This window comes from Arthrobacter sp. Y81 (assembly GCF_002929335.1).
Taxonomy (GTDB): Bacteria; Actinomycetota; Actinomycetes; order Actinomycetales; family Micrococcaceae; genus Arthrobacter.
On record NZ_PJIL01000003.1, the window covers coordinates 241,585 to 259,808 of the forward strand.

The following is an 18,224-nucleotide window of genomic DNA, read 5'->3' on the forward strand; positions in this document are numbered from 1 at the left end:
AATCCGTAAATGCATAACTATTGTGTGGCCATCTGCCAGCTGAGCGATCAGCCGCAGGAGGACTTCGACGTCAACACGGAGCTTCTGATCCTTGAGGGCAAGGAACTCCATGTTGCGACGTGGGACGCCGAGCCCCGGGACGGCGGCTTCGACATCCTGGTCCTCAACGACCGCGTCAGCGCCCTCGGGTTCATGGTGGTCACCGACTGGGAGTTCCTGGAAGAAAAGGCCTACGCGGTGGTGGAGCGGCGGGCCGGCGGCTGAGGGCCGTCCGCCCGTGACAGCCCGGCTGCGCGACGCAACCAAGGGTCGGGATCACGCGCCCACCGGTCCAGCACAACGTCCGCCCGCTCTCTCGCCTGTCCTTCCAGCCCGGCTATCAGGGGACGGACGACGTCGGCGGCCAGCGGGTCCACCAGCTCACCCGACTGCGCCTCCCGTACAAAACCCTCAATCCGGGTGAGGTCGGAGTTGTTAAGCAGAGCCACCCGGGATTGCAGCAGCACAACCGCCGCCTGGCGGCGCTCGAAGACGGGGACCGACCACAGCTCAGTGCTGAGGGCCGTGATGTCATCGTGAACCAGGTCACGGTGGCGGCGCAGCATGTCGCGGATGGTTCCCCGCACCGCACCCACGGACGCGCCGTAGTACTCAAGCCCGTCGCCCAGCCGGGCATGGGCCTCTTCCGCCCGGAGCCAGGAGCTTTCCCGCTGCAGCGAGGCATCCACGAAGTCACAGGCGTCAGTCACCCGACCATTCTCCCAAACAGTGAGACACTCAGTCCCATGCGTGAACTGGTCGTCCTCGGTACCGCCTCGCAGGTTCCCACGCGGACCCGCAACCACAACGGCTACCTGCTGCGGTGGGACGGCGAGGGTCTGCTGTTCGACCCGGGTGAAGGCACCCAGCGGCAGATGATCCACGCCGTCGTCTCGGCCAGCCAGGTCACGCGGATCTGCCTCACGCACGTTCACGGGGACCACTGCTTCGGGCTTCCGGGCGTCCTGTCGCGCATGGTCCTCGACGGAGTGAAGCACCCGGTGCACCTGCATTTCCCAGCCGCGGGCGAGGAGGTAGTCCGCGCCCTCGTGTCCCTCGCCTCCCCGGGCCTGGACCTGCGGCTGCACCCGCACTCGGGTCCGGGGCCGGTGGCACCGGGCCTGGAGGTGCGGCCGCTGCGGCATCGCATCGACACGTTCGGCTATCGGCTGGTCGAGCCGGACGGCCGCACCATCGTGCCGGATCAACTCGCAAAGGCAGGGATCTCCGGGCCGGACATCGCACAGCTCCAGCAGCAAGGGAATGTGGGCGGGATCCGGCTGGAGGACGTGAGCGTTCCGCGTCCCGGCCAGAGCTTCGCCTTCGTCATGGATACAGCCGAGTGCGACGGCGCCGAAGAGCTCGCCGACGGGGTGGACCTCCTGGTGGCGGAGTCAACGTTCAGCAATGACGACGCCGGGCTGGCCGCCCAGTACCTGCACCTCACCGCCGGGCAGGCAGGGGCATTGGCATCCACCGCCGGAGCCGGGACACTGGTCCTCACCCATTTTTCGTCACGGTACATCGATGTTCGCGTCCTCGCCGAACAGGCCGCTGCCCGCGCCGGGCGGGCCGCCGTCGTCGCGGCAGAGGACCTGGACAGGATCCCCCTGCCCAAGCGGCAGCGGAATGGCCTGTTGGCCGGCGCCGTCCCGCCGTCAGTAGATGAAGATGTCGATCCAGGCACGGTTGTGGGCATGAAGCAGGACCAGGAACAGGACGAAGTCGAAGAGCAGGTGGACGGCCACGATGTAGGACAGTGACTTCGTCTTCGTGAAAATGAGCGCCTGGAGCAGGGCGAACGGAAAGATGAAGGCCGGTGCCCAGGCATGGAAGCCCAGTTCCCACAGGAACGACGTGAACAGGACAGCCTGCAGGACGTTTGCCTGCGCCAGGGGCAGGTGCCGGCGCAGAAGCACAAAGACGGTGCAGATAAAGAACAGCTCGTCCCAGATCCCCAGCACATTCGTGCCCAGGAAGAGGCGGAAGATCCCTTCCGGGTCCGAGACCGCCGGCCAGTTGGTGTAGACCCCGGTGTTGACCATGTACGCCGGCAGCAGCGCGTAGCCCATGACGACGACGGCGGCCAGGTACCACTTCTCGGTCCGCGTCCAGGGGTGACCGGTCATCACGGGAAACCTGACGGCATGGTCCTTGAAGGCGAACCGCGAAACAAAGTACGGGATTCCCACAGCGAGGATCATCGCCGTACCCATGACGAGCATGTGCCCGGTGCTGATATCAGTGGTGATCGGAACCAGGCTGATGGCCACGAGCCCTGCCGTGATCAGGGCCAGATCGCGCAGGAACGCCCGGTCGATGAATCCTGCCAGTACAAGCGCCGTCGCCAAAAGGGCGTACCCGGCGATCCGTTGTTCCAGTACGAACAGGACGAAGCCGGAGAGCGACACAAGCGCCGAGGGAAGCAGCTTCAGCGAGATGCCGCTGCGGATCCTGATTCTGACTGCGAGCGCACGGTTAGACATACTTGCCGAACCAGGCCAGGGTGTCGTTCCAGGCAGCGGTGGCCTGCGCCTCGTTGTAGCGCTCGCCGGTGTCGTTGTGGAATGCATGGTCGACGCCGGGATACACCTTGAGCTCATGGCGGACGTCAGTGGCCGCCAGGGCGTCCCGGAAGGCAGGCAATGCGCCGGTGATCCGGTCGTCAAGTTCGGCGTAGACGCCGAGGACCGCCGGCCTGATCGCGGAGAGCTTGTCCAGGTCGGGGGCGGGTCCGTAGAACGCCGACGTCGCCTTCAGTCCGGTCAGCTCCGTCGCCGCCTGCCACGTGATGCCTCCGCCGAAGCAGTAGCCCGTCATGGCAATCCGCCCGGAATCGACGTAGGGCTGCGCGTTGAGGTAATCGAACGCCGCTGAGAAGTCAGCCACGTGCCGGGATGCACCGGCCTTCGTCAGCGCTCCGGGGACGGCGTCCCGGTCCAGGCTCGCCGTTCCGCCCTCCCTGCTCAGCAGGTCGAGGGCCAGGGCCGCGTACCCGGCCTTGGCGAAGCGGCGCGCCACGTCCTGGATATGCGGGGTCAGCCCGCGGTTCTCATGGCAGACCAGCACGGCCGGTCCCGCTTCGTCGCCCTCCGGCCGGGCAAGGTAGGCGCTGATGTCGGTGCCGCCGGAGGGGAACCGCACCGTCGCGGTCACCAGGCCGGCCGCACCCTCGGGAACGGAGAGCGGGCTCTTGGCGCCGGGCACGGCGCCGGCGGAAGCGGTGCCGCCGCCCGGCGAAGGCGAGGACGGGCTGGGCATCGGGTCGGTGCTTCGTGGAAGTTCCTGCGGCGTGCAGCCAACCAGGGCCATGGCGCCCGCGGCGGCGGCCATGCTGCCGGTAATGAACGCCACCCGGCGCGTAAACGTGTGTTGGCTCATGGCACCGGCACGGTAATCGTCGAAGAATTCCTCGATCAGGTACTTCTCGAACTTGCCAAGCTGGGTCATGGAGCGCCTCCTACCGGTTACCAAATATCCTCCTCCGCCCGTTCATCACGGGGCAAGGGGTCCGGTGCTTCGGCGCTAGAAGGGGTTCAGCAGCCGGTCCACGAACTGCCGTGTGCGTTCCTCCCGCGGGTCACGCAGGACCGTGTCCGGGTGCCCGCGTTCGACGACGACGCCACCGTCCATGAAGATGACTTCGTCTGCGACCTGGCGGGCGAACGCCAGCTCGTGGGTGACCACCACCATGGTCCAGCCCTCATCGGCCAGTTCCTTGATGACCGTCAGGACGTCCCCTACCAGCTCCGGATCCAGGGCCGACGTGGGCTCGTCAAAAAGCAGGAGCTGCGGGCGCAGGGCCAGTGCACGCACGATGCCCACGCGCTGCTGCTGCCCGCCGGAGAGCTCGAACGGGTAGCTCTTTTCCTTGCCTTCCAGCCCGACCCGGGCCAGAAGCTCCCTGGCCGCAGCGATCGCCTCGGCTTTGGGGCGTTTCTGAACCTGCACGGGCCCTTCGATGATGTTCTCCAGGACCGTTTTGTGCGGGAAGAGATTGTAGTGCTGGAACACCATGGCACTGCGGTCCCGTAAGGAGGCCAGCTGCTTCTTGGACACCGGTGCGGAAAAGTCCACGGCGAGCTGCCCGACAAAGTCCACTACGCCGTCGTCGGGTATTTCCAGTCCGTTGAGGCACCGCAGGACCGTCGTTTTTCCGGACCCCGACGGCCCGATCAGGGCGACGACTTCGCCGCGGCGGACGTCGATGTCTACGGATTTGAGCACTTCATGGCTGCCGAAGGCCTTCCGCAGTTCCCTGACGGCCAGCAGCGCCGAGTCGTCCGGGAGCGTGGATTCAGTGGGCGACATAGCGGTCCAATCTCTTCTCCAGGACGGATTGGCCGCCGGCAAGGACCAGGCAGACGACCCAGTAGATGACGGCCGCCTCCAGATACAGCAGCATGAACTCCTGGCTGAAGGCCGCCACCTGCTGCGCCTGGCGGAACAGCTCGGTGACGAGGATCAGGGATGCCAGTGACGTGTCCTTGACCAGGCTGATGAAGGTGTTGGAAAGGGGCGGGACCGAGACCCTGGCGGCCTGCGGCAGGATGATCCGCACCAGCGACTGACGGCGGGACATGCCGATCGTGTGCCCGGCCTCCCACTGCCCCTTGGGAACGGAAAGGATGGCCGCCCGGATCACCTCCGCTGCGTATCCGCCCACGTTCAGGGAGAACGCGATGATGGCGCTGGGCCAGGGGCTGATGGTGACGCCGATTGAAGGCAGCCCGTAGAAAATGACGAACAACTGGACCAGGAGTGGTGTGCCGCGGATGACCGAGATGTAGATCCGCGCAATGGCAGCGAACACGGGGTTACGGCTCAGCCGCATGAGGGCGATGAGGAGGGCCAGCAGCAGTCCCAGGCCGAACGACGCCAGGGCCAGCGGAATCGTGCCCGTGACGGCGCCCATCAGGATTGGCCCGAGTGAGCTCCACACGAGGTCCCAGTTGATAGTCATGCTCTGACGCTGCGTTCTCCGTCGGCCTCCATGCCGTTACTTCGTGACGTCAGCGTCGAAGTATTTCTGCGAAATCTTGGCAAGCGTCCCGTCGGTCTGCAGCTCGCCGAGGGCCGTGTTCACTGCTTCGGCCAGGCTCGCTGATCCCTTGCGGAATGCGAAGGCGCTGAGCGACTTGTCCGTGGTTTCGGCGGCAATTTTGATCTCGCCGTCCTTCGCGGTCTTTTGATAGTCCAGGTAGGTCAGTTTGTCGTTGATGGTGGCATCAACGCGCCCCTGCTTCAGCAGTGTTACCGCTTGCGCCCATCCCTCCACTGCCTCCACGTTGGCGCCGCTTTCCTGCGCCAGTTTGTACCAGTTGCTGGTCAGGGACTGAGCGGTGGTCTTGCCCTTGAGGCTGTCGAAGGAACTGACGCTGCTGTCATCTGCCTTGGTGACAATGACGCCGGTGCTCACCGTGTACGGCTCCGAGAATTCGTATTTCGCCTTGCGTTCGTCGGTGATCGAGACCTGGTTGGCGACGACGTCGAACCTCTTGGCCTCAAGGCCGGCGAAGATCGCGTCGAACTGTGTTTCCTGGAAGGACGGTTTGACGCCGAGCTTCCCGGCGACGGCCGTGATGATCTCGACGTCGTAGCCGGTCAGGTCGCCGCTTCCGTCGGCATGGAACGAGAAGGGTTTGTAGGTGCCTTCCGTGCCGATCTTGAGCTCGCCTGCGCTCTTGACGTCGCTCAGCGACGTGTCCGCGCCTCCCGCCGGGGCCGAACCGGACGGAGTGGTGGAGCCGGAGCCGCAGCCGGCCAGGGCGAGTGCTGCCGCTGCAATGAGGCCGATAGCGGAAAGACGTGTGCGCTTCATGATGAACCTTCGTCCTGTAGCCGGAAGAGGCGTGCCAGCAATACCGCAGGCCGGCAATCCACTACCGACGATAGCAACATCTGCCATTGGCGAATACAGGATGAGGATGTGCGGGCAGGATGGTTCCCCGACCCGCCTCGCTAGGATTCGACCATGGGAAAGCACGGGAAGCGGGCCAGCGCGTTCAAGGCCTCGTTGGCAGCAGCCGGGTACGACGTTCTGGACACGCCACGCGAGCACGGCATGGTGGCGGCGACCACGAAGCTTCTTTCCGACGAAGTGCGGGCCTCCATCGTCGACGTCTACCGCGCACTCGACGGTGTCAGGGACGACGCCGAGTTCACGGCCGGGGTGTGGGACTTTGCGTGTTCGGACGGGTTGTTCGTCGAGTTCGATGAGGCCCTGCACTTCAACCGCTACCGGCCGGTGACCCTTCGAACTCCGTGGTCATCGGAACTCCCCTGGGCGCGGCAGTACCTCAACTACAGCGTGGACATGGAAGGAATGTGCCTGAAGGACGGGAAGTCCGGCGGCAGGTGGGCCAGCCCGTCGTCGGACGCCATGTTCGGCGGCTCCGACGCGCCGGGAGTGTTTGGCGACAAGGGCTCGTCCCGGTGGAAGCAGCGCGCTCTCTACGATGCGGTGCGCGATGCCTACGCCTGGTCCACGCCGGGAGTAAACCTGGCCCGCGTCTCGATTCACGACGAGGTTGGAGGCCTCAACGTCCATTGGGCAACCAGCCACGGGCTCCTGCTGGACCCTGTGGAGCTGAGGGAATTCATCGAATCGCGCACGGCCTAGGGATCCGGATCTGCCGGATCGCGGTGACTCTGCCATCCCGCCAGTTGCCGAATTCATGAATTCCTCAACTTACTGTCCAGTAAGGGTTCTGCCTGCAGAACGCAGCGGCTAGCCTGTCATAGAGGCCGGGGGGAGGTCCCCGGCTGGAGGCTACAGAGGACCAGCGAGAATGCCAAGCACAGTGACCTTTTCGGTGACAACCATGCCCAGGAGCGGCTCAGAAGGCAGCTTCCGGGAAATCGTCCGCAACCTGCGGACGGATGAACTTGAGGACTGCTTCCTGACGGTCTTCCACGTCGGCGACTCATTTGCCCTGCTCAGCGGTGAAGCCATCCACAGCGCGCACACTGCCACCAACGATGCGCTCCGCGCCTACCTCCTCCGCCGCCTCGCTGGCAACGGCATCGGCCTTGACTTTGACGTGAGGATTGACCGCGACTCAGAGGCAGCCCGTTCCCGTTCGTAATCCCATCAGGGCTGGGAGCGAAGCCGCGCGTTAGGCTCATCCCATGTCGTCCGAACGCTATCTTGCCGCGCTGGCCAGCTCAGTTGACACCTTAACCTCGCTCGCCCGCCAGTCCGACGACGTCCTGTCCCGTTCCGTACCGGCGTGCCCTGGATGGTCACTCGATCAGCTGTTCGGGCACCTCGGCTCCATTGAACGCTGGGCGGCCGCCGTGGTTCTGGGCGGCAAATACGTCGAGGAGCCGGCGCCCCCGGCCTTGGGTGCCTCCTCGTGGTTTTTCGATGGCACGGGACCGTTCCTCGAGACTATGGCGGCACTTGACCCGGAGGCACCGTGCTGGAACTTCGGACCGCCGCCGCGCACGGCGGGTTTCTGGCTTCGCCGTCAGGCGCACGAACACGCCATCCACCTCATCGATGCCAGCCAGGCTTCCGGCCGGGAGGTGCCGGACCTTGGAGCCGACTTCATGCTCGACGGCGTCGACGAGGTCCTGGCAATGTTCGCCCCGCGGCAGCTGCGGCTCGGGCGGATGCAGCAGGAGGAGAAGGCCGTGTCATTCCACGTGCCCGGGGCCGGCAGCTGGACGGTGGGTCCGGGACCCGTTGCGGCATCTGTGACCGCGCAACTCCCCGACATGTACCTCGGCCTCTGGGGCCGGTCGAACCTCGAAGACACGGCCGTCATTGGTGGTGACGTTTCCCTTGCCCTTCGCGTCCTGCGTGGTCCGCTGACACCGTGAGCCGGCGGCCTACCTCTTACCTGCTGACGTGCCGGACCTTCTTGGATAAGCTCAGGTTCTGACGGGCCTCCGGCCCAACCGCCCCGACACTTCGGCCAGGGCCGAAAGATCGCCGGGCTGAGCAGAGAGGCCAGCCATGGACTTCTTATCGGATAGAGCGCGATCCCTTGACCCGTTCCCCCATTACCGGAGGATGAGGGAGACCTCTCCTGTCTTCCATGACGAGCAATCCGGGAGCTGGCACGTTTTCAGGTATGACGACGTGCAGCGTGTGCTTTCCGAACATGCCACGTTCTCCTCGAGGATGGGCGGTGACGACCCGTCGGAGACAGGCCAGCTGTTTGCGGCGAGTTTAATCACTGCTGATCCGCCGCGGCACCGGCAGTTGCGCTCCCTGGTGAACCAGGCGTTCACGCCGAAGGCGGTGGATGCCCTTGCTCCCCGCATCTCACAACTCACGGACGAATTGCTGGACGGGATCGCTTCCACTGGAACAGCGGACCTTATCGCGGGGTTGGCGTACCCGCTGCCAGTGATCGTGATAGCAGAACTCATGGGCATTCCCCCCGCTGACCGTGACCGTTTCAAGCAGTGGTCTGATGTCATCGTCAGCCAAACGCGAACGGGAGCAGAGAATGCCGACCACCACGCCACCAACGTTGAGATGACCGGGTACTTCCTGGACCTGATAGAACAGCGCCGAAGCCGGCCCGGGAATGACCTGATCAGCAGCCTGCTCTCCGCCGAGATTGACGGGCAGAAACTGAGCGTGGCCGAACTGCTGGGCTTCTGCAGCCTGCTGCTCGTAGCCGGGAATGAAACGACCACCAACCTGATAGGCAATGCTGTTCTGTGTTTCGCCGAAGTGCCAGGAACAATCGAACGGCTCCGCGCCGAGCAGTCGCTGCTGCCGCAGGCAATAGAAGAAGTGCTGCGCTATCGTTCCCCGGTCCAGTCCATGTACCGGGTGACGGCTGCTGACACCACGTTGGGCGGCGTCCAGGTGCCGGCCGGCGTCCCGTTGGTGGCGTGGATCGGCTCGGCAAACCGCGATGAGCGGCACTTCCCGCGGCCTGACCAGTTCGATATCGACCGCGGGCCTTCCCGGCATCTCGCCTTCGGCCAGGGCATCCACTTCTGTCTCGGAGCCCCGCTAGCCAGACTGGAGGCAGTGATCGCCCTGCAGGCTGTGCTGTCCCGCCTGCCCGGACTGACACTCACCGCAGGGTCGCAGCTGGAACGGATGGACAGCACCATCGTCTATGGACTCACGGAGCTCCCTGTCAGCTGGCAGGCGGGCTGAGCCGGACGACAGAGCACATCTGACGCCGGATATCAGCGGGATGGTCGCCCAAGAAGTCCCTACATCAGGGGCCCAACGCCGGCGTCGTCAGGCACTTGGTCGAGGCCAAGGTCAGCCAGCACCGAATCATCATCGAAAACATTCGCAATGCAGCGGATGAGGGCCGGCGGCACGCGGAAGTGGGTGTCGATCGTCAGCAGCCCCAGTTCAGCGAGGTCTTCCAGACGCTTCACGGCCAGGTTCGTCAAAATGCCGGCCATTGCCTTTTCCGCTTCCGGCGCGTTGTCCGGGGCGGCCAGGGCCCGGGCTCTCTCCGGCGGATCCGACGTTGCCGCCGCGAGCAGGATCGATGCCTGCAGCCCCGAAGCTATCCTCTCCCACGGCTGTTCCGGATCCCAATCGAGCACCGCTGCCACCAGGAACTGGTCAACAAGGAACACCAATTCCTCGAGCCGCTTTGAGGGTTCACCGACAAGAAAGACGCTGGAATCTGCGGTGGGCACCGCCTTCGTCGGCTTGAGCTCAATCAGCTCGGTCGCCTCCAGCGCGTTCCATAGCAGGGCCAGCAGCGGCACCTCGTACATACTCCGTACGGTTGGTACCTCGTCCGCGGAACCCGCAGTGGCCGGCAGCGGGGAATCTTCCTGTTTGATACCACCCTTGACGGCGACGCCGACGCACGCGGCAGCCGCTGCAATGTCCCGTAAGCGAAGCGCGCCGGTCGTGGTAACCGGCTTGCCTTCGCCCACCCACTGCAGCAGCGCCGTGGCCCGTTGGATCAGAGGCAGGTTGGAGAAGACCTCCACGGCTTCTTCTTCCGGAATCTCGGGAACCTCAAGATAAACCTGTCCGCCGTCGTCCTCTCCAGTGGTGTCGAAGACGTCCAGAGCGTCGGCCAGTTGAGCTGGGGTCCCGCTCCACCGTCCGGTCTCCCCGAGGAATTCGACAAAGGCGTGAACGGCGTCCACGACGAAGTTACTGCTCTCGAAGGCGCCCATCGGTCCGGTCAAGGTCTCGGTCGTGTCAACTATGGCAAAGACTTCGTCCGAGATCGCGACTGACAAGCCGCCAAGTTCCAAATTTGTCACGTCGGCCGCGGCCGTTCTTTCCATGTAGCGGCCCATTACAGCTTTGATCTGGGTCAGGCACTCTACGGCAGCCACCGCGGAGTCGGGCGATCCTTCCTCGAACCACCGGACGAAAGCCGGCGTGAGGGCATCCACGGCTCGATCGGCCCGGAAGGTGCTCAGGGATCGAGGTGTGGCGGTCCCGCGGCCGGGGCTGCCCACGCCGCTGGCGCCCTTGCCCTTTTGCCTGTTCCTGCTGTTCTTGCCCATATTGCCCCTGCCCGTTTGCCAATCTGGTGTTACGACGACGGTACTTACCGTATGGGACTCCTGCCAGTTCTGCGCGGTGACGAGGCGGACTAAGGGGTCCGATGTCGCACTGTTGCAAGCTGTGTCTGCAACATTGCTGCGGTTTCCGTTACACCCCTGCAGGACTACGATTTTGCCTGTTGACCACGTAGACGGTGACCAGCTAGACGCAGAGTGAGGAGTGGCTGTGGCTGGAGGGACGAGGATGAGCGGACCGCACTGGCGGCGGGTAATGGCGGCCCTCGCCAACCACGACGCGCGGACCGCCTACGCCCAGATAGTGCTCGGCGCCAAGCTCCCCGAGGAGATATCCGAGCTGAATGACCAACGGCGAAACCGTGCCGTCGCTGCCCTGCTTGAGTCCGGGCTCGTCGAACGGAATGCTGCCAGCGAACTGGCGGCGCCTGAAACGATCTTCCGCGATCTCCTCACGCAACAACCCCGGCGACAGGCGCAGACCGGAGTGGCTCGCTTCATGCGCTTGGGCAGGATCGAGAGGTATCCGGCCAACATGGCGGAACGGCGGGAGCTCCTGGCCTGGATTGTCAGCGAAGCCATCGAGCCGGGCGAACGTCTGACGGAAAAACGGGTCAATGAACGGCTCCTCAGCTACACCGATGACGTCGTGATGCTGCGCCGCTACATGATCGACTTCGGACTATTGGAACGGACCCCCTCGGGCTCGTCCTATTCCCGGCCGGAGGAAAGATAGGCGCTCGGGTGCCGCACCTCAGCCGTCGGATGCGCTCTACACTGTCTGGATGGAAGTCACGGTCAGCGAAGCGCCTGTGCATTACGCCGAGTACGGCAGCGGTACGCCGGTTCTCGCTCTGCACGGGGCTGGTGTGGATCATCGCGAGATCGCCGGCGCCCTTGAACCGATATTCCGCAACGTGACAGGCTTTCGGCGCCTGTATCCGGACCTGCCCGGGATGGGCCGCACGCTGGCACCCGAGACGATCACGAGCAACGATGACGTACTTGATCTCCTGCTTGGCCTTATCGACAGCATCGTTGGTGATGAACAGTTTCTTGTCGTTGGCCACTCTTACGGTGGCTACTTAGCCCGTGCAATTGCCAATCTGAGACCTGATCGGGCCGTCGGGCTAGCACTAATCTGCCCGGTTGGCGCGTATACACGTGACGTGCCCAAGCACGAGGTCCTTGTTTCCTCGGCTGATCTGACCGGCGATCTGGACCCGGATCTCGAGGCTACTTACCGTAGCTACTTCGTGGTGCAGACGGCTGAAACGCTGCACCGGTTTCAGGAGTATGTGGCTCCCGCAGACTCACTCGCTGACGAGTCGGGCCTGATGCGAATCTTTTCGCACTGGGAGCTAAGGAATCGGCCGGAAGCCGCGAAAGTCTATCCTCATCCAGCGCTGGTCCTTGCCGGGCGACAGGATGCCACGGCAGGATACTCAGGCCTTGGGGAGTTGATCGAGCATTACCCTCGCGCCACCTTTGCCGTACTCGATCGCGCCGGCCACGCATTGATGCACGAGCAACCCGGCCTCGTCCAAGCCCTCGTTGCCGAATGGCTCACGCGCGTGCGGGAGCACTCGACGACATGACGTAGTCGGCAGCGCTGCGCGACCCGCCCTGCTAAGGCTCCGTCGACCATCGGGCGACGCGGCCACATAGCCATGGCGCGTGTGAGAGACTCGCGACGTGGACGATGCTTCCGAAGGTGCCCTGCACCATATCGAACTGTGGGTGCCCGACTTCAAGAGGGCCAAGGATGAATGGGGCTGGATTCTCTCCAGCTTGGGATATGAGACCTATCAAACCTGGACACGCGGGATCAGCTGGCGACGGGGCGGCCTTTACATCGTCGTGGAAGAATCCCCGGACCTGAGCAGCCGCGAGCACCAGCGCACCTCGGCCGGGCTGAATCACCTGGCGTTCAAGACCGGAAACCGGCAGCGCGTGGACGCTCTGGCGCGGGAGAGTTCACACCACGGTTGGAGCCAGTTGTTTGCCGACAAGTACCCGCATGCAGGTGGTCCGGACCACTATGCGGCATACCTGGCCAACTCCGACGGTTTCGAGATAGAGCTCGTGGCGACTGTCCAAGTTGCTCGGAAGAATCTCGGGTAGATCCGAGTTTCCATTCCGCACGCCGGCGGCCTACTTCGGAATCTCAGTCGTGTTTCATCGCAGGGCTTCGCATTCCGCTGTAGGCTACCCCGACCCCTGCCAGGAAAATCAGGACAGCGAGATAGACCGGGCCGAGGTGCCCCAGCGTGGCCAGACCCCACGGGTAATGTGCGGGGACGGCCACTGCGAGTCCGACGGTCGGGACCACAACGGCTGTGGCGAAGGCCCACCGTTCTCCTCGGCGCACCCCGTACCAGGACAGGCCTGCGATGGCCAGCCCGGTCGCAGCGATGAAGCCGCCGAGCGCAATGTGCAGATGGCTGATGTAGTGATGCAGCTGCGGGCTGAACGCCTCGACCTCCGCCATCCCCTTGTCCACTTGATCGGGGCCGATGCCCAGCTCAAGGAAGGCGCCCGTAAAGTTGAGTCCCAGGAAGGCTACGGCGTATACAACGAAGGCCAGCCCGGCAAGCGTCATGAGAGCGGCTCCCGCCCGGAGGCGGGTCTGGTTCCCCGGGGTAGTTTGGATGGCAGGCATAGCCACCACCCCCTCTCATATTCACGTAGGTACTCGATAAGAGCCCCCTGATCGTAGGCCTTTCAAGAGAGACTCCTGAATAGGAGGCGCGCGTGGGGGGCCAACTCAGGCGCGATCGGGCAAGCTACCCGTGGGCGCGGGCATACCTGCGACCATTCCCGCCCACAACAGGTCGGTTGTCGCAAGGGTCAGGTCGTCCACGGATGCTCCATCGAGGAGGTTTCCGGCCGCCAACAGTGCGGCTCCATGGAGGCTCACGAAGCATACGAGCGCGAGCCTGTCGGCGTCGCCTGAGGCCAAGTCTCCGGCGTCCTGGGCTTCTGCGATGAGTGCTCTGGCGATCCGCATGCCGTCTTCGCCGATGTTGCGCAGTTCTTCGCTGGCATCAGGGTGGTGCTTGGTGGAGTGCATCACGGCCAGCTGGACCGGGTGGGTGACTGCGAAGTCCACGTAGGCTCTTGCGATCAGGACAAAGCGTGAATGGTGGCCTCCGGCAGCTTCCGACGCTCCTTTTATCCGGGCGTTCATTTCACGGAAGCCGTCGAGGGCTAGGGCATCGAGAAGCGCCTGCTTGTCACGGAAGTGCTTTCCGGGCGCCGCGTGGCTCACGCCCAGTTCACGTGCGAGTTGCCGCAGGGAAAGTCCCTCGACGCCTGCTTCCTCGATGATTTCCGTTGCACGAGCGAGCAACGCCTCGCGGAGGTTGCCGTGATGGTAGGGCTGGTCGATCATGCTTCAGTATAACCATGATGTAGTCATTGACAACAATGGTGTCGCTGCCTACTATGTTGGCATTGGCTACATAAGCAGCCATGACATAGATCGGATTCGACATGACCATGACCTTCACCGGAACGACGGCACTCATCACTGGAGCGAGCTCCGGGCTCGGTTCCGAGTTCGCCACGCGGCTTGCGGCGCGCGGGGCCAATCTTGTCCTGGTTGCACGGCGGACCGACAGGCTTGAGGATCTCGCCCGGAAGCTCCGCGACGCCCACGGCATTTCCGTAACTACGCTATCGAAGGACCTGAGCCGCCCGGGAGCCGGGACGGAGGTCCACGACGAGCTCACCAGCCGCGGTATCCGCATCGACACCCTGATCAACAACGCGGGCTTCGGCACGCGCGGCCCGTTGGTCGAGGAAGACCCCGCGGTCATCGCCTCTGAGATCTCCCTCAACGTGGCTTCCCTCGTCGACACCACGCGGGCGTTCCTCCCGGAGATGCTCTCCACAGGAAAGGGCGCACTCATCAACGTAGCCAGCACCGCCGCATTTCAGCCGGTGCCTGGGATGGCGGTATACGGAGCAAGCAAGGCCTTCGTCCTGAGCTTCACGGAAGCGCTGGCACACGAGACGAAGGAATCGGGCCTTCGCGTGCTCGCGCTCTGCCCAGGAGCTACCCGCACCGAGTTCTTCGACGTACTCGGAAGCCAGGCCGCAGCAGTCGGCCGGCTGCAGAGCGCCAGCCAGGTCATCGACACTGCCTTTCGCGCCCTCGACCGCCGCACTACACCCGTAAGCGTCGTCTCCGGCTGGGGAAATTGCATGCTTGCCGGAATGGCCCAGCGCCTCCCCCGGCACATCTCCCTCGCCATCGCCGGCCGAGCAGTACAGGACTAGTCCGGCCCTGACGTTTTCAGGGCGCGAGTCCTGCCGATGTGCAGCCTCCAGAACGGGGCAAAAAAGTGGCACCGCGCCAAGTTGTTTGTCGCGGTGCCACCTAATTTGTCATCTCACACGCAGGACCCCCATGCGCATGCATAGGGGTCCTGGCAAGATGGACGAGGAGGACTAGAAGTCCCAGTCGTCATCTTCAGTATTGACTGCCTTGCCAATGACGTAAGACGAACCCGAGCCCGAGAAGAAATCGTGGTTCTCGTCAGCGTTCGGGGACAGGGCCGACAGGATGGCGGGGTTCACGTCGGTGACGGAAGCCGGGAACATGGCCTCGTAGCCCAGGTTCATCAGCGCCTTGTTGGCGTTGTAGTGCAGGAACTTCTTGACATCCTCGGCCAGGCCAACGGAGTCGTAGAGGTCGTGCGTGTACTGGACCTCGTTCTCGTACAGCTCGAAGAGCAGTTCGAAGGTGTAGTCCTTGATCTCCTGGCGCTTCTCCTCGGAGACCTTTTCCAGGCCCTTCTGGAACTTGTAGCCGATGTAGTAGCCGTGCACGGCCTCGTCGCGGATGATCAGGCGGATCAGGTCGGCCGTGTTCGTCAGCTTGGCCCGTGAGGACCAGTACATGGGCAGGTAGAAGCCCGAGTAGAACAGGAAGCTCTCCAGCAGCGTGGAGGCTACCTTGCGCTTCAGGGGATCGTCGCCCTGGTAGTAGTCCATGACGATCTGGGCCTTCTTCTGAAGGTTCGCGTTCTCGGTGGACCAGCGGAACGCCTCGTCGATCTCCTTGGTGGAGGCCAGCGTGGAGAAGATGGAGGAATAGCTCTTGGCATGCACGGATTCCATGAAGGCGATGTTCGTGTACACGGCCTCTTCATGCGGGGTGATCGCATCCGGAATCAACGAGACGGCGCCAACGGTGCCCTGGATGGTGTCCAGCAGGGTCAGCCCGGTGAACACACGCATGGTGAGCTGCTGCTCGTCCGGGGTCAGCGTCGCCCACGACTGCACGTCGTTGGACAGCGGGATCTTCTCCGGCAGCCAGAAGTTGTTGACCAGGCGGTTCCAGACATCCACGTCTTTTTCGTCCTGGATACGGTTCCAGTTAATGGCTTCGACGTGGCTAAGAAGCTTGACCTTTTCGGTCATGTCATCCCCTAAAAAGTTGGGTTCTTCGTTAACTTAAGCGTACGACGGCGGGCGGGCGCCCGCCGTCGTACTCAACCGGTGGCGGTTGCTACAGCATGCAGCTGACGCAGTTGTCCACCTCAGTCCCTTCCAGCGCGAGCTGGCGGAGACGGATGTAGTAGATGGTCTTGATGCCCTTTTTCCAGGCGTAGATCTGGGCCTTGTTGATGTCGCGCGTGGTGGCGGTGTCCTTGAAGAACAGCGTCAGGGACAGGCCCTGGTCCACGTGCTGCGTGGCGGCGGCGTAGGTGTCGATGACCTTCTCGTAGCCGAGCTCGTACGCGTCCTGGTAGTACTCCAGGTTGTCGTTCGTCAGGTACGGCGCCGGGTAGTACACGCGGCCCAGCTTGCCTTCCTTGCGGATCTCGATCTTGGACGCCACCGGGTGGATCGAGGAGGTGGAGTTGTTGATGTAGGAGATCGAGCCCGTCGGCGGGACGGCCTGCAGGTTCTGGTTGTAGATGCCGTGCTCCATGACGGAAGCCTTCAGCTCGCGCCAGTCATCCTGCGTGGGGATGTGGATGTTCTTGAACAGCTCCGCAACTTTCTCGGTCTGCGGCACCCACTCCTGCTCCGTGTACTTGTCGAAGAACTCGCCCGAGGCGTACTTGGACTTCTCGAAGCCGCCGAAGGTCTGCCCGGTCTGGATGGACAGCAGGTTGGAGGCGCGGACGGCGTGGTACACCACCGAGTAGAAGTAGATGTTGGTGAAGTCCAGGCCCTCTTCGGAACCGTAGTGGACCCGTTCGCGTGCCAGGTACCCGTGCAGGTTCATCTGGCCGAGGCCGATGGCGTGGCTCTGGTCGTTACCGCGGGCGATGGACGGCACCGAGGTGATGTTGGACATGTCCGACACGGCCGAGAGGGACCGGATGGCCGTCTCGATGGTCAGGCCGAAGTCCGGCGAGTCCATGGTCTTCGCGATGTTCAGCGAGCCCAGGTTGCAGGAGATGTCCTTGCCGGTCTGGTCGTAGGACAGGTCATCGTGGTACGTGGTGGGCTGGGAGACCTGGAGGATCTCGGAGCACAGGTTGGACATGATGATCTTGCCGTCGATCGGGTTTTCCCGGTTCACGGTGTCCTCGAACATGATGTACGGGTAGCCGGATTCGAACTGGATCTCGGCGAGGGTCTGGAAGAACTCGCGGGCCTTGATCTTGGTCTTCTTGATCCGGGAATCGTCCACCATCTCGTAGTACTTCTCGGTGACCGAGACGTCGGAGAACGGCATGCCGTAGACGCGTTCGACGTCGTACGGGGAGAACAGGTACATGTCCTCGTCGCGCTTGGCCAGCTCGAAGGTGATGTCCGGGATCACGACGCCGAGCGAAAGGGTCTTGATGCGGATCTTCTCGTCCGCGTTTTCCCGCTTGGTGTCCAGGAACCGGTAGATGTCCGGGTGGTGGGCGTGCAGGTACACGGCTCCGGCACCCTGGCGGGCACCGAGCTGGTTGGCGTAGGAGAAGCTGTCCTCGAGGAGCTTCATCACGGGGATGACGCCGGAGGACTGGTTTTCGATCTGCTTGATCGGGGCGCCGACTTCGCGGATGTTGGTCAGCGCGAACGCCACGCCGCCGCCGCGCTTGGACAGCTGCAGGGCGGAGTTGATGGAGCGGCCGATCGACTCCATGTTGTCTTCGATGCGGAGCAGGAAGCAGGAGACCAGCTCGCCGCGCTGGCGCTTGCCGGCGTTGAGGAACGTGGGCGTGGCCGGCTGGAAGCGGCCCTCGATGATCTCGTCCACCATCTGCAGGGCGAGCTGCTCGTCGCCGCGGGCCAGGTGCAGTGCCACCATGCAGACGCGGTCCTCGTAGCGCTCCAGGAAGCGGTTGCCGTCGAACGTCTTCAGCGTGTAGGACGTGTAGAACTTGAAGGCGCCCAGGAAGGTCTCGAAGCGGAACTTCTTCTTGTACGCGCGCTTGTAGAGCTCACGGATGAAGTTCATCGTGTACTGGTCGAGGGTCTCGCGCTCGTAGTACTGGTTCTTCACGAGGTAGTCGAGCTTTTCTTCCAGGTCGTGGAAGAACACGGTGTTGTTGTTGACGTGCTGCAGGAAGTACTGGTGGGCAGCCTCGCGGTCCGCCTCGAACTGGATCTCGCCGTTCGGCCCGTACAGGTTCAGCATGGCGTTCAGCTCGTGGTAGCCCAGGCCTTTGTAGGCGGCAGGCAGCGCGGACTTCTCTGCGGTCTTCTCGACGGCGGCTCCCGTGCGGGAGCCCTGACCCTCAGGCATG

General features: G+C 63.6%; 21 protein-coding genes. 10 read left to right on the forward strand and 11 right to left on the reverse strand.

Going from position 1 to position 18,224, the window contains the following annotated elements; translation table 11 throughout:
* The first annotated feature begins 9 nt into the window (after positions 1–9).
* Entirely contained in the window at positions 10–264 is a 255-nt protein-coding gene (locus CXQ91_RS06310) for a hypothetical protein (protein WP_181038798.1), read from the forward strand.
* Here CXQ91_RS06310 and CXQ91_RS06315 read toward each other — a convergent pair.
* Entirely contained in the window at positions 231–749 is a 519-nt protein-coding gene (locus CXQ91_RS06315) for a DNA alkylation repair protein (protein ID WP_104173068.1), read from the reverse strand. The two genes, CXQ91_RS06310 and CXQ91_RS06315, sit on opposite strands and share 34 nt — an antisense overlap.
* Positions 750–785: 36 nt before the next feature.
* On the opposite strand from CXQ91_RS06315, the gene CXQ91_RS06320 reads away from it, so the two are divergent.
* The gene (locus tag CXQ91_RS06320; protein WP_104173069.1) at positions 786–1,802 is read left to right on the forward strand and encodes a ribonuclease Z; all 1,017 of its coding nucleotides are present in this window, start codon (positions 786–788) and stop codon (positions 1,800–1,802) included.
* On the opposite strand, the gene CXQ91_RS06325 is transcribed toward CXQ91_RS06320, so the two are convergent.
* The 5 genes from CXQ91_RS06325 to CXQ91_RS06345 all read right to left on the reverse strand — a co-directional run bounded on the left by CXQ91_RS06325 (position 1,698) and on the right by CXQ91_RS06345 (position 5,860).
* Entirely contained in the window at positions 1,698–2,525 is an 828-nt protein-coding gene (locus tag CXQ91_RS06325) for a type II CAAX prenyl endopeptidase Rce1 family protein (protein WP_104173070.1), read from the reverse strand. The two genes, CXQ91_RS06320 and CXQ91_RS06325, sit on opposite strands and share 105 nt — an antisense overlap.
* Positions 2,518–3,489 (reverse strand): dienelactone hydrolase family protein, encoded by a 972-nt coding sequence (locus CXQ91_RS06330; RefSeq protein ID WP_104173071.1) that lies wholly within the window; start codon positions 3,487–3,489, stop codon positions 2,518–2,520. Before CXQ91_RS06330 ends, CXQ91_RS06325 begins: the two co-directional genes overlap by 8 nt.
* Positions 3,490–3,564: 75 nt before the next feature.
* The gene (locus CXQ91_RS06335) at positions 3,565–4,350 is read right to left on the reverse strand and encodes an amino acid ABC transporter ATP-binding protein (protein ID WP_104173072.1); all 786 of its coding nucleotides are present in this window, start codon (positions 4,348–4,350) and stop codon (positions 3,565–3,567) included.
* A complete protein-coding gene (locus tag CXQ91_RS06340) occupies positions 4,337–5,002 on the reverse strand; it encodes an amino acid ABC transporter permease (protein ID WP_181038799.1) in 666 nt (221 codons plus the stop codon). The genes CXQ91_RS06335 and CXQ91_RS06340 overlap by 14 nt, the downstream gene beginning before the upstream one ends.
* A gap of 36 nt (positions 5,003–5,038) precedes the next feature.
* Positions 5,039–5,860, reverse strand: coding sequence for an amino acid ABC transporter substrate-binding protein (locus CXQ91_RS06345; protein WP_104173073.1), 822 nt, complete (start codon positions 5,858–5,860; stop codon positions 5,039–5,041).
* A gap of 153 nt (positions 5,861–6,013) precedes the next feature.
* Here CXQ91_RS06345 and CXQ91_RS06350 point away from each other — a divergent pair, with 153 nt between their 5' ends.
* From CXQ91_RS06350 to CXQ91_RS06365, 4 genes are all read left to right on the forward strand, one after another.
* Positions 6,014–6,661 (forward strand): hypothetical protein, encoded by a 648-nt coding sequence (locus CXQ91_RS06350; RefSeq protein WP_104173074.1) that lies wholly within the window; start codon positions 6,014–6,016, stop codon positions 6,659–6,661.
* 169 nt (positions 6,662–6,830) lie between these two features.
* Positions 6,831–7,127 carry a hypothetical protein gene (locus CXQ91_RS06355; RefSeq protein ID WP_146072302.1) on the forward strand — a complete coding sequence of 99 codons (297 nt, stop codon included), beginning with the start codon at positions 6,831–6,833 and terminating at the stop codon, positions 7,125–7,127.
* A 43-nt stretch (positions 7,128–7,170) separates the two neighbouring features.
* The gene (locus tag CXQ91_RS06360; RefSeq protein ID WP_104173076.1) at positions 7,171–7,866 is read left to right on the forward strand and encodes a maleylpyruvate isomerase family mycothiol-dependent enzyme; all 696 of its coding nucleotides are present in this window, start codon (positions 7,171–7,173) and stop codon (positions 7,864–7,866) included.
* 262 nt (positions 7,867–8,128) lie between these two features.
* Positions 8,129–9,169, forward strand: coding sequence for a cytochrome P450 (locus tag CXQ91_RS06365; RefSeq protein WP_258073850.1), 1,041 nt, complete (start codon positions 8,129–8,131; stop codon positions 9,167–9,169).
* A 59-nt stretch (positions 9,170–9,228) separates the two neighbouring features.
* On the opposite strand, the gene CXQ91_RS06370 is transcribed toward CXQ91_RS06365, so the two are convergent.
* Positions 9,229–10,392 carry a hypothetical protein gene (locus CXQ91_RS06370; RefSeq protein ID WP_146072303.1) on the reverse strand — a complete coding sequence of 388 codons (1,164 nt, stop codon included), beginning with the start codon at positions 10,390–10,392 and terminating at the stop codon, positions 9,229–9,231.
* 358 nt (positions 10,393–10,750) lie between these two features.
* On the opposite strand from CXQ91_RS06370, the gene CXQ91_RS06375 reads away from it, so the two are divergent.
* The 3 genes from CXQ91_RS06375 (at position 10,751) to CXQ91_RS06385 (ending at position 12,645) form a co-directional block, all read left to right on the forward strand.
* Positions 10,751–11,257 (forward strand): DUF2087 domain-containing protein, encoded by a 507-nt coding sequence (locus tag CXQ91_RS06375; RefSeq protein WP_258073851.1) that lies wholly within the window; start codon positions 10,751–10,753, stop codon positions 11,255–11,257.
* Between the two features lie 49 nt (positions 11,258–11,306).
* Positions 11,307–12,119 (forward strand): alpha/beta fold hydrolase, encoded by an 813-nt coding sequence (locus CXQ91_RS06380; RefSeq protein ID WP_104173080.1) that lies wholly within the window; start codon positions 11,307–11,309, stop codon positions 12,117–12,119.
* A gap of 97 nt (positions 12,120–12,216) precedes the next feature.
* The gene (locus tag CXQ91_RS06385; RefSeq protein WP_181038800.1) at positions 12,217–12,645 is read left to right on the forward strand and encodes a VOC family protein; all 429 of its coding nucleotides are present in this window, start codon (positions 12,217–12,219) and stop codon (positions 12,643–12,645) included.
* A 43-nt stretch (positions 12,646–12,688) separates the two neighbouring features.
* Here CXQ91_RS06385 and CXQ91_RS06390 read toward each other — a convergent pair whose 3' ends face one another.
* Entirely contained in the window at positions 12,689–13,183 is a 495-nt protein-coding gene (locus tag CXQ91_RS06390) for a hypothetical protein (protein WP_104173081.1), read from the reverse strand.
* A 105-nt stretch (positions 13,184–13,288) separates the two neighbouring features.
* Positions 13,289–13,915, reverse strand: coding sequence for a TetR/AcrR family transcriptional regulator (locus tag CXQ91_RS06395; protein ID WP_104173082.1), 627 nt, complete (start codon positions 13,913–13,915; stop codon positions 13,289–13,291).
* A gap of 101 nt (positions 13,916–14,016) precedes the next feature.
* Between CXQ91_RS06395 and CXQ91_RS06400 the strand changes: the two genes are divergently transcribed.
* A complete protein-coding gene (locus CXQ91_RS06400) occupies positions 14,017–14,805 on the forward strand; it encodes an SDR family oxidoreductase (RefSeq protein ID WP_104173083.1) in 789 nt (262 codons plus the stop codon).
* Between the two features lie 171 nt (positions 14,806–14,976).
* On the opposite strand, the gene nrdF is transcribed toward CXQ91_RS06400, so the two are convergent.
* Both nrdF and nrdE read right to left on the reverse strand, forming a co-directional pair.
* Positions 14,977–15,951: a class 1b ribonucleoside-diphosphate reductase subunit beta gene (gene nrdF, locus CXQ91_RS06405; protein ID WP_104173084.1), complete on the reverse strand. Its 975-nt coding sequence runs from the start codon at positions 15,949–15,951 to the stop codon at positions 14,977–14,979.
* A gap of 88 nt (positions 15,952–16,039) precedes the next feature.
* Entirely contained in the window at positions 16,040–18,223 is a 2,184-nt protein-coding gene (gene nrdE / locus CXQ91_RS06410; RefSeq protein ID WP_374953630.1) for a class 1b ribonucleoside-diphosphate reductase subunit alpha, read from the reverse strand.
* Position 18,224 lies beyond the last annotated feature (1 nt).